Genomic DNA, 10580 nt, shown 5'->3' with positions numbered 1-10580 from the left:
GTCATGAGAAAGCCCATATAAATGGGTAATGTACAAGTTGCTGTAGAAGCATGTTTAATTCGTCTGATCACAGATACTTTATAAAGTATTTTAATACTTTTTTGAATCCGTCAATGCGTAAGTCCTAAACCATTAATATTCTGGTAAATAATGCAGGTGTGCAGTATCCGCAGGACAGTATTACCGATATTTCTCCAGACCAGTTATTCAAGACCTTCAATGTCAATATCCTGTCCATGTTCCATCTGACTCAGGCGGTACTTCCACATATGCAGGCAGGTGACAGTATTATCAATACCACCAGTATCACCAGCTATCATGGACATGACACACTGATAGACTATTCAAGCACCAAAGGTGCGATTACTTCTTTTACCCGCAGCTTATCTACCAATCTGGCGAAAAATAAAACCGGAATTCGTGTGAATGGTGTTGCATCAGGCCCAATCTGGACACCACTCATTCCAAGCAGCTTTGATGAAGAACAACTGGAAGATTTTGGTAAACAGACACCAATGGGACGTATGGGACAACCGAGTGAAGTCGCTCCTGCCTATTTATTTCTGGCCAGTGAAGAAGCTAGCTATATTTCAGGTCAGGTCATTCATGTAAATGGCGGCAGTATTATTAACGGCTAATCAAAGTTTGAAAGTAGATAACAGCCTTTCTAGCTGTTATCTACTTTTTTCTAAAATATTTAATACGTTTTAGTTTTAGAATCTTTGAAAAACAGAATTTGATGGATATCTATAAAATTCATCTTAAAGCTATAAAACAATTCAAACAAATCCTGACAGATGATTACCCGCGCCAAAATAATCCCTTGTTATAGTGATTTCAGCCCCTACCTGATGAGGATAGTAAAATGTCTAGAGGTGATAAATCAGCTTATACCGAAAAGCAAAAACGACAGGCTAAGCATATTGAAGACAGTGAAAAAGATCGTGGTCGTCCTGAAGACGAAGCAGAGCGTATTGCCTGGTCGACTGTGAATAAGCAGGACGGCGGTGGCAAGAAAAAGAAAAACTGAGCTATCCAAAGTTCAAGGAAAGTGATGCTATTGATTTAGCATCAGTTCAACTATCTAGATTTTATTCCTTTTATTTTTTAAGCAATCGAAAAAGTCTGATGGCCTTAGGTATTCAGATTCTTTCCTTTGTTTCGTTATTTCATCAAGTCATTCAAGATAATTTTAAGGAAAAATATGAAAATTCTGATTGTATTAACCTCCCATGATCAACTTGGCGAAACGGGTAAAAAAACCGGATTCTGGCTCGAAGAACTGGCTGCTCCTTATTACACTTTTATTGATGCAGGCGCAGACGTAACGTTGGCCTCTCCAGCCGGTGGCCAGCCACCACTTGATCCAAAAAGCAATGAACCTGATGCGCAAACCGAAACGACCAAACGTTTTGAAGCAGATGAAGTGGCCATGCAGGCTCTTGCCAATACGCATAAATTAAGTGATGTGCTGAATCAGGATTTTGATGCGATCTTTTATCCGGGCGGCCATGGACCGTTATGGGATCTGGCAAATGACCAGAATTCTATTTCCTTAATTGAACAGACTCTACAGGCCAATAAACCTGTGGCACTCGTCTGTCATGCACCGGGTGTGCTTCGCGATGTTAAAAATGCAGAAGGCCGACCTATCGTCGAAGGTAAATCAGTGACTGGCTTTAGTAACACTGAAGAAGATGGTGTTGGCCTGACTGATATCGTGCCATTTTTAGTTGAAGATACGCTGAAAGAAAAAGGCGGACAGTATTCCAAGGCTGAGGACTGGCAGGTACATGTACAGCAAGATGGCCTGTTAATTACCGGACAGAATCCGGCATCTTCTGCTGCAACGGCTGAGGCGCTGTTAAAGTTATTAAAATAATTTCATCCAGATATAAGTCATTGGAGACCAGTTACTTATTTGCTGGTAAAAAACCCTGATGTGATGTCACATCAGGGTTTATTCGTTTTATGTTGAGATTCTAATTCGCTACTGCCACAGTTGATGCAATATGCTGGGCCAGTAATTCTCTGAGTTTAAATTTCTGGATTTTCCCCGATGGCGTCATCGGAATCTCGTCCCAAATCTCCAAACGTTCTGGAATATATTGCATTGCCAGATTATGGGTTTTCAGAAAATCCACCAGCTCATTAAAACTTAAAGACTGTGCCGGATCTTTCAACTTGATAATCGCACAGGCACGCTCACCTAGCCGTTCATCTGCATAAGCCACTAAAGCGACCACCGCCACATTGGGATGTTTATATAAAAGTGATTCAATTTCTGCGACCGGAATATTTTCACCGCCACGAATGATTACATCCTTTTTACGGCCACAAATCCGGATATAACCTTTTTCATCCTGATAGGCGATATCGCCCGTATCAAACCAGCCATCTGCATCGGTATCATTTAAATGAGCACGTTTGAGGTAGCCACCGAATCCAGAACAAGCGCGAATCATCAAGCGACCAGACTCATTCACCGGCTTGGCCTTCCCTGTTTTATCGACAATTTTGACGTCTACACCCGGCAAGGCGATGCCATCAGTATTAAAAGAACGTTCATCGTCATCTTCTGGACAGGTAGTAGTGACCGCGCCACATTCAGTCATTCCCCAGGCTGAAATCACTTTTACGCCTAAAATCTCCCGGGCTTTTTGCACTAATGGTCCCGGAATTGGCGCACCAGCACAAAGGAAAATTTTCAGTGAATCGACTTTGTCATGCTGTTCAGCCACAGTATTGGACAGGTCGTTCAAAAATGGCGTTGAAGCCATGGTGAAATTCACCTGATGCTGATGAATCAAGTCTACTGCTTTGGAGACATCCCAGACATCCTGTAATACCACTTTGGTATTGAGCTGAATCGGCATCATCAGGCCATACATAAATCCGGTCTGATGCGCCATCGGTGACGCCATCAATACCACATCATTTTCAGTTAAATGCAAACGCTCTGCATAAGGCACAATATTGGAAAATAAGGTATTGGCCGTATGCATCACGCCTTTCGGTTCACCTGTAGTGCCCGAGGTAAAGATTAGTTGGGTAATATCATCTGGGCCAGATTCAAGCCCATCTAGCTCAGCAATGGCTGCAGCATTCTGTTCCAGACTATGATTAAGCAACAGGCGATCAAAATTATTCTCGCCATCCCCATTCACTACAACTACGTGTTTTAGGGTGTCCAGCTTGTTGTGTAGCTGATTGGCCAACTGTTCATGGCCAAAATTACGAAAGATTTTAGGCACAACAAATACTTTAGATTCACCATGTTTAAGCATGAATTCCAATTCACGTTCACGGAATATCGGCATGAGTGGATTCAATACGGCGCCAATACGGCTACAAGCCAGATACAGCAAGGTAAATTCCCACCAGTTCGGCAACTGGCAAGACACCACATCATTTTTCTCAATACCCAACTGTTTCAAGCCCAGCGCAATTTTGTTGGTCATGTCCCAAATCTGCTGGTAGCTGAAAGTCTGTTCAGTTTGATTCTCGACCTTAAAACTCACTAAAGCTGTTTTGTCCGGATTTTTTTCTACCGCACTGCGTAAAAAATCGAGAATTGTTTGATTGAGCCAGTGTCCTTGTTTGAGCATGGCCTCTTTTCTTGTCGGGATCAGAACCGCATCGAAATCCATTCGCTTACTCCTTATTTTTTATAATAGTCTTATTCAGGCTGGGGCGTATTTTCCTTAAGCTGGTACAGCCTTACGTCCTGCCTTATGCCGAGCGATAATTGTTTTCATGATCTGTGCTGTGCCATCGCCAATCTGGAATCCTAGTACATCACGCATGCGTTGTTCCATCACACCACGGTCATAACCGGCATGACCATAAGTCAACAGGCATTGATGAATCACATCATAAGCCAGCTTTGGTCCCCACCATTTACACATGCCTGCTTCAGAGGTATGTGGTAGATGGTTATCTTTGAGCCATAAAGTTTGCAGGCAAAGTAAGCGTGCAGCTTCAACCTGAGTTTCGTATTCAGCGAGTGGATGCGAAACTCCCTGAAAAGCAGTCAATGGCTGACCAAAAGCTTCGCGTTGCGTGGCATATTCCCAAGCTTCATCCAGACTCACCCGGGCAACGGCCAAAACCTGTAAACCGATCAGAGCACGAGAAAAATCAAAGCCCTGCATCACCTGCACAAAACCTTTGTTTTCATCCCCTAGACGGTGATTGACTGGCACACGAACATTGTCAAAGAAGATTGAACCGCGACCAATGGCGCGCTGACCATGACAGTCAAATCGTGTGGTACAGATGCCCGGTAAATTCATCGGAACCAAGAGCGCTGTCACGCCATGTGCACCATCTTCATTGGCGCCAGTGCGACCGAAAACCACCGAAGCATCTGCCTGATCGGCCGCAGAAATTGAAGTTTTTTCGCCATTAATGACATATTCGTCGCCATCACGTTCAATCTTTAAACGTAAATTTGCTGCATCAGAACCGCCTCGCGGCTCGGTCAAGGCAATTGAGAAGATAGCCTCGCCTGCAGTGAGTTTTTTCAGCCAGGGCTCAACCACTTCAGGCTGCCCATGTTCGGCCAGAATTTGGCCATTTAGGGAAGCAAGCAGGTTGATATAGGAGAAACTTAAATCCGCTTTGGCAATGGCTTCATGGATAATCCCTGCTGCCAGTCGGCCCATACCCTGACCACCGTATTGTTCAGGGAGTTCGGGGGCTATAAAGCCCATTTCCCCCATTTTTTTCACCAGATCACGATCAAAGACTCGGCTTTGGTCGCGCTCCAGAAATCCCGGAGCCACATATTTCTGGGCAAATTTTTCTGCCGTTTCAGCTAAAAGTTCTAGATCTTCGGTGATATAAGGATTCTTTTTCATTGATCAGTCTCCTTATTTGGCATATTTACGGAATTCAGGCTGACGTTTTTCTTTCAGTGCATTGACGCCTTCACGAGACTCTTCAGTATCGTAATAAAGTTTTAGCGCATACATGCCCATGCCAGCGATCCCTGCCTGATGTGCGGTATCCATATTGAAACTGCGTTTGGCAATCGCGATTGCGGTCGGACTACGCTGACAGATTTCTTCGCCCCATGCCTGAACTTCTGCATCGAGTTGATCTGCTGGTACACATTTATTGGCCAATCCAATTTCAACCGCTTCCTGACCAGAATAACGGCGGCACATGTACCAGATTTCACGGGCTTTCTTCTCACCCACGACGCGTGCTAAAAATGCTGTGCCATAACCTGGATCGACTGAACCCATTTTTGGTCCGACCTGACCAAAGATTGCTTTATCTGAACAGATCGTCAGATCACAAATCGTGGCCAGTACATTACCTCCCCCAATCGCATAACCTTGTACGCGCGCAATTACCGGTTTGGGGACATCACGAATGGCGGTATGCAATTCTTCCATCGGTAAACCAATGGTACCGCGACCGTCATAATTACCATCATGCGCAGACTGATCACCACCAGTACAAAACGCTTTTTCACCCGCGCCGGCCAATACAATCGCCCCAACGTTACGGTCATAGCCTGCCTTATTTAAAGCCTTGATCAGTTCATCACAGGTCGTACCACGAAAGGCATTCATTTTTTCTGGACGGTTAATCGTGATCCAGGCTACACCGTTTTTTACTTCATATAAGATATCTTCAAAATTCATGTTCATTACGTCCTGTACTGTTTTATCTGTCTAATTTAGTGTTAATTAATTTGATGCTTTAACCATTCATGGTCAAACCGCCAGAGACACTAAGGACCTGTCCGGTAATAAAGCTGGCATCTTCACTTAAGAAAAAAGCAATCGCAGAAGCTAAATCATCCGGCTGACCCAAACGGCCCAGTGGAATAGCACGAACAAAGGCTTCACGTAATTTTTCTGGATTTGAAGCACCTTCAGTCACGCCTGCAAGTAAAGCGGTATCGGTTGGTCCTGGGCAAATCACATTAATTTTGATGTTATGGCGTGAATGTTCGCGTGCCAGAGTTTTGGAGAAAGATAGCAATCCTCCCTTACAGGCAGCATAGACTGCTTCGCCCGAAGAACCGACACGGGCTGCATCTGAGGCAATATTAACGATGCTGCCGGAATTACGTTCGACCATGCCTTTCAGCACAGCAAAGTGCATATTCAGCATACCGACCAGATTGATCTGGATCAGTTTCTGCCATTCGTCTGGGGTGCTTTTAATGAAGGGTTTAAAAATGTCCCAACCAGCATTATTCACTAGTCCATCGATCGGGCCTAATTCAGTTTCCGTTTTTTGAACCGCCTGTTCAACGACGTCACTTTGGGTAATATCACATTGAATCGCCAGCGCCCGACCGTATTGATTAATTTCATTTGCCAACTTCTCGGCAGCTTCCAGATTCATATCAAAAATAGCAACTTTAGCGCCTTCTTCTGCCAAACGTCGGCAGGTTGCGGAACCTATTCCGCCTGCACCGCCTGTCACAATCACGACCTTATCTTTTAATCCTTTCATTGTTTTATCCCTACGCTATTTGTTGTCGAATTTAATCGGCTATTGTTCTAATTCGGTGTGTTTTATCTAAAATAGAAAGAGATTGAATTTATGTCAACATATTTACATAAAATAATATTTATATTTTTATAAATGTATAAATAACAATTATTTAATAATTTTATTTATTCAATGTATTGACCTATATTGACATTTATCTTTAGAGTAACCTATATCTAGCCCCAGTTTATTACTAAGCTGTTTCTGTTTCATGAAGGATGTTTTATTTCTTTAGTTTGCTAGATGACTGCCTTGATATTCAGCTAGAGAACAAACTGAAACTGTGAATATCAAGAAAGATATTTTTAAATGATTTAATCGCTTAGTACAGGATTTAAAGATGCAGATTTCTACTAAAAAACTATGATTTTTAAAACAAATTATAAAAGAAACTGATTTATGCGAAAAAGCGATAGGTTATACTTTGCACCGTTTGGCTATTTCAGTATTGAGGATGTTGCATATAGTGAGTGATACTTTGTCAAAAAAATATGATCAATCCTTATATTCCGCTCATAACCGGCTGTTTTTCCGGCTGTTTCAGGTGGGAAACAGTCTGGATCGAAAATGCTTAAATGAGCTAAAAATATCTCCAGTGCATTGGGCCGTGCTGGGTGCCCTGTCTCGTCCTAAAGTTAAATCTGGTATGTCTTTTTCAGATCTGACCGAATATCTGGGTGTAAGCCGACAAAATCTGGATGCTGTCTTAAAACGACTGGAACGTGATGGACTGGTAGAGCGTGTTATCAATGAGCAGGATCGACGTGCCAAAATTGTTGCGCTTACCACGGAAGGTTTTCAGACCTGGGATAGCCTGCAGGATGATTTTTTTGAGTTTTATGGACAAGCCTTAAATAAACTGGCTTTTGATGATGTGATTACCCTGATTCATTTACTCAATAAAGTAAATGATGGTCTGAAAAGTATTCATCTGCAAAAAGAGTCGGACCAATAAAAAATAGAAATCTTATTTTTAAATTAAACAGATAAAAAAATGAGCCCTTATGAGGCTCATTTTTAACATCATTGTTTAAAATGATCATTATGCTTTTTGTGGGTCATATTGACGATCTTTGATAAAGATCCCAGACACTGCACCACACAAGAAATAGGCACCGCCCATAATCAGGAAGCCCAAGCCAATTGAACCACCGCTAGCTGCCGCGCCAATAATTGCAGGGGCAAACATGGCCCCAATACGCCCTGCATTATAGGCACCACCGACTGCTGTACCGCGGATTGACGTCGCAAAGCTTTCAGTCATATATGTGGCATTAATCGCATACGGAATACCATAGAGAAAGCCGAAGAAAATCAGCAGATAGGCAATATTATCCGGGGTGTTGAACAGCACAATGACCGGTAAGAAAATCGCCGTACCGATCGCGCCAAAAGAGAAAACGGCGCGTCGACCTAATCGGTCTGCAGCAAAACCGGCCAGAACTTTACCAAAAATCATGGCGATATAGGTTCCGATCATATAACCCGCCATTGATTTAAAGTTCATGTGTAATTCAGATTCTAGATAAGCAGGCATCCAGTTATTTACACCGTAATAGCCAAACTGCAGAAACCCAGCCGTGAAAATCCATAAAATAAACATCTTGCGATTCGCAGGATCCGCAAAGATTTCTTTGACAGTACTTTTCTTAACAGGCTGTTTGGTGGTTTCTTCAGCGGGTGCATATAAACGCAGTAATCTTGCACGCTGCCACGATTCTGGTTCAGGAACCAGTTTCTGGATAAAAATCGCCATAACGGATGGGATAATCGCGACAAAAAACAGTGTACGCCAGCCATATTCAGGAATAATCCAACCTGCCAATACAGTAGCTACGATATAGCCAACCGTCCAACCTGCCTGTAAGGTACCTAAAATTGTAGTCCGGTATTTGGTTGGTACATATTCAGCCATCAGTGTACTGGCTGCAATATATAAAGATCCGATCCCAAACGCAGACAGGAAACGTAGTACGGCGAACTGTTCATAGTTTTGGGTAAAGCCCAAGGCTGCAGTTAATACTGAAAAGATCAGAATTGAAATCACGACTGTACGTACCCGGCCTAAACGGTCACAAGCCCAGCCACCAATAAAACCACCAATCGCCATACCCGCCAGTGTAAAACTACCCAAGGTACCGGCTTGTAAATTACTTAAACCAAATTCTGCTTTCAGGCTGTTTAAGCTGAAAGACAGCAGTAGCATGTCCGCGCCATCGACCAGGAGTGCCAAAAAGGCAAAGACAAAGGCGATCTGCTGGGTTCGTTTGGTAGTGGGTTTTATCTTTGCGAGTTCTCTTTCTAAAACTTGTTCTCTTACTAATTCCGTCATATTTAAATCTCTATTCCTATCCTTAGGTTTTTTCATTCTGATCTTGTGTATGCACACTTCTGTATGCATGCGCTTTAAGCGAGATCCGTTTTCAAAGCACAGTACTTACTCCTGTTCTTATAATCTCATTCCCGAGACTTTTCCCTCTCCTGTTATTTTTGAATCGTATTTATTCTCGTCATCAGGCTAAAGAAGTTAGGATGATTTTTCAATCATTTTAGATGTTTTATTTTGTTAGACGAAATTAAGTATCGTAAAGTTGATTGTTTTTCCATTTTCATATAGCTTTAAAGCGATTATTAAAATGACATGTAATCTAAATAACATCGAACAAGGAGCGTAACGATGGGTGCTTTAACGGGCTTTCGTGTACTGGATTTAAGCCGGATTTTGGCTGGTCCTTGGTGTAGCCAGATTCTGGCGGACTTAGGTGCGGAAGTGATTAAAATTGAAAAGCCTGATCATGGAGATGACACACGCATCTGGGGACCACCTTGGCTTAAAAATAATCAGCAGGAAGATACCCATGAATCGGCTTACTATCTTTCAGCCAATCGCGGTAAACATTCAGTTGCCGTAGATTTATCTACTCCGGAAGGTCAACGCATTATCAAGAAACTCGCAGAACAGAGTGATGTAGTGATTGAGAACTATAAAGCGGGTTCGTTGAAAAGATATGGTCTGGATTATGAAAGTCTGAGCCAGATAAATCCGCGTCTGGTGTACTGTTCAATTACCGGCTTTGGCCAGAATGGCCCGCGTGCGCAAGAACCAGGCTATGACTTCATTGTTCAGGGTATGGGCGGTATGATGAGTGTTACGGGTGAACGTGATGACCTTCCAGGGGGTGGTCCGCAAAAAGCAGGTCTAGCCTTTGCTGATCTGACCACTGGCTTATATGCTGCAATTGCGATTCAAGCTGCTTTATTGTCCCGTAAAAAAACTGGTGAAGGTCAGCATATTGATATGGCACTGCTGGATACCCAGGTCGCTTCCCTCTCTGTTCTAGCCATGAATTATCTGACCTCAGGTAAAGTCCCTGGCCGCTTCGGAAATGCCCATGCCAATATTGTGCCTTATCAGGTGTTTAAAGCACAGGAAGGTGAATTCATTATTGCTTGTGGGAATGACCTGCAATTTCAAGCGCTGTGTCAGGCCGTGGGTTTGACCAAAGTGGCAGAAGATCCGCGTTTCTTGAAAAATTCAGGCCGGGTTACACATCGTGAAGAACTCACCACTCTCTTACAGGCTCATTTCTACTCTCAACCGGCAAAACACTGGGTAGATCTGATTCATGCAGTCAAAGTCCCAGTGGGCATGATCAATAACCTGAAACAGGCTTTGGAAGAAGAACAGGTTCTGGCGCGTGAAATGGTCATTCATATGCCGCATACTCTACGTGACGATTACACCTCGATTGGTTCGCCGATTAAACTTTCCAAGACCCCGGTAGAATATAAAAAAGCACCACCGTGTCTGGGTGAAGATACCGACGCCATCTTGAGCCAGTATTTAAGCCCTGCTGAAATGGAAGAGCTGAAAAGTAAAAAAGTCATCCAGCAGCGCTAAACTGCTCAGCAATAAAAAAAGGAATCGAAAGATCACTGCTGTCCCATAGTTTGCTTTAAATAAAAAAACCTGAGTCCTAACAGTTAAAATATGAGTGCAAACAAACACTTTAACGACCAGGATTCAGGTTTTGTCACATCAGAATACCGTATTTCATGAG

9 protein-coding genes and 1 pseudogene are annotated in these 10580 nt (G+C 43.1%); 5 read left to right on the top strand and 5 right to left on the bottom strand.

What is annotated here, in order from left to right; translation table 11 throughout:
• Nucleotides 1–131 precede the first annotated feature (131 nt).
• From FTV12_RS15720 to FTV12_RS15710, 3 genes and pseudogenes are all read left to right on the top strand, one after another.
• Nucleotides 132–638 (top strand): annotated as a pseudogene (locus tag FTV12_RS15720) (SDR family oxidoreductase); the annotation flags it as partial.
• A gap of 227 nt (nucleotides 639–865) precedes the next feature.
• Nucleotides 866–1030: a hypothetical protein gene (locus FTV12_RS15715; RefSeq protein ID WP_166138732.1), complete on the top strand. Its 165-nt coding sequence runs from the start codon at nucleotides 866–868 to the stop codon at nucleotides 1028–1030.
• A gap of 174 nt (nucleotides 1031–1204) precedes the next feature.
• Nucleotides 1205–1882: a type 1 glutamine amidotransferase domain-containing protein gene (locus tag FTV12_RS15710; protein WP_179993040.1), complete on the top strand. Its 678-nt coding sequence runs from the start codon at nucleotides 1205–1207 to the stop codon at nucleotides 1880–1882.
• Between the two features lie 100 nt (nucleotides 1883–1982).
• Here the strand turns inward: FTV12_RS15710 and aliA are convergent, their stop codons facing one another.
• Genes aliA through FTV12_RS15690 form a run of 4 tightly spaced genes read right to left on the bottom strand, consistent with a single transcriptional unit; the run spans nucleotide 1983 to nucleotide 6480 of the window.
• Nucleotides 1983–3650 (bottom strand): cyclohexanecarboxylate-CoA ligase, encoded by a 1668-nt coding sequence (gene aliA / locus FTV12_RS15705; RefSeq protein WP_179993041.1) that lies wholly within the window; start codon nucleotides 3648–3650, stop codon nucleotides 1983–1985.
• Between the two features lie 54 nt (nucleotides 3651–3704).
• Complete coding sequence (gene aliB, locus FTV12_RS15700) at nucleotides 3705–4862, bottom strand: cyclohexanecarboxyl-CoA dehydrogenase (protein WP_180012224.1); 1158 nt, start codon at nucleotides 4860–4862, stop codon at nucleotides 3705–3707.
• A gap of 12 nt (nucleotides 4863–4874) precedes the next feature.
• Nucleotides 4875–5657 carry a 2-ketocyclohexanecarboxyl-CoA hydrolase gene (badI, locus tag FTV12_RS15695; RefSeq protein WP_179993043.1) on the bottom strand — a complete coding sequence of 261 codons (783 nt, stop codon included), beginning with the start codon at nucleotides 5655–5657 and terminating at the stop codon, nucleotides 4875–4877.
• 58 nt (nucleotides 5658–5715) lie between these two features.
• Nucleotides 5716–6480, bottom strand: a complete 765-nt coding sequence (locus FTV12_RS15690; RefSeq protein ID WP_166138714.1) for a glucose 1-dehydrogenase — start codon at nucleotides 6478–6480, stop codon at nucleotides 5716–5718.
• Between the two features lie 505 nt (nucleotides 6481–6985).
• Here FTV12_RS15690 and FTV12_RS15685 point away from each other — a divergent pair.
• Entirely contained in the window at nucleotides 6986–7474 is a 489-nt protein-coding gene (locus FTV12_RS15685; protein WP_034706362.1) for a MarR family winged helix-turn-helix transcriptional regulator, read from the top strand.
• Nucleotides 7475–7561: 87 nt separating this feature from the next.
• Here FTV12_RS15685 and FTV12_RS15680 read toward each other — a convergent pair whose 3' ends face one another.
• Nucleotides 7562–8851: an MFS transporter gene (locus tag FTV12_RS15680; protein WP_180012226.1), complete on the bottom strand. Its 1290-nt coding sequence runs from the start codon at nucleotides 8849–8851 to the stop codon at nucleotides 7562–7564.
• 345 nt (nucleotides 8852–9196) lie between these two features.
• Between FTV12_RS15680 and FTV12_RS15675 the strand changes: the two genes are divergently transcribed.
• Nucleotides 9197–10420 carry a CaiB/BaiF CoA-transferase family protein gene (locus tag FTV12_RS15675; RefSeq protein WP_180034305.1) on the top strand — a complete coding sequence of 408 codons (1224 nt, stop codon included), beginning with the start codon at nucleotides 9197–9199 and terminating at the stop codon, nucleotides 10418–10420.
• Nucleotides 10421–10580: the final 160 nt, after the last annotated feature.

The sequence above is a fragment of the Acinetobacter sp. YH12233 genome (assembly GCF_013417725.1).
In the GTDB taxonomy this organism is placed as follows: Bacteria; Pseudomonadota; Gammaproteobacteria; order Pseudomonadales; family Moraxellaceae; genus Acinetobacter.
This window is presented reverse-complemented; position numbering and strand designations above follow the sequence as displayed.

Bases quoted from the DNA above. Each gene is read 5' to 3' on its own strand.
- badI (WP_179993043.1), bottom strand. From the start codon at position 5,657: ATGAATTTTGAAGATATCTTATATGAAGTAAAAAACGGTGTAGCCTGG.
- FTV12_RS15675 (WP_180034305.1), top strand. From the start codon at position 9,197: ATGGGTGCTTTAACGGGCTTTCGTGTACTGGATTTAAGCCGGATTTTG.
- FTV12_RS15710 (WP_179993040.1), top strand. From the start codon at position 1,205: ATGAAAATTCTGATTGTATTAACCTCCCATGATCAACTTGGCGAAACG.
- FTV12_RS15715 (WP_166138732.1), top strand. From the start codon at position 866: ATGTCTAGAGGTGATAAATCAGCTTATACCGAAAAGCAAAAACGACAG.
- FTV12_RS15680 (WP_180012226.1), bottom strand. From the start codon at position 8,851: ATGACGGAATTAGTAAGAGAACAAGTTTTAGAAAGAGAACTCGCAAAG.
- FTV12_RS15690 (WP_166138714.1), bottom strand. From the start codon at position 6,480: ATGAAAGGATTAAAAGATAAGGTCGTGATTGTGACAGGCGGTGCAGGC.
- aliA (WP_179993041.1), bottom strand. From the start codon at position 3,650: ATGGATTTCGATGCGGTTCTGATCCCGACAAGAAAAGAGGCCATGCTC.
- aliB (WP_180012224.1), bottom strand. From the start codon at position 4,862: ATGAAAAAGAATCCTTATATCACCGAAGATCTAGAACTTTTAGCTGAA.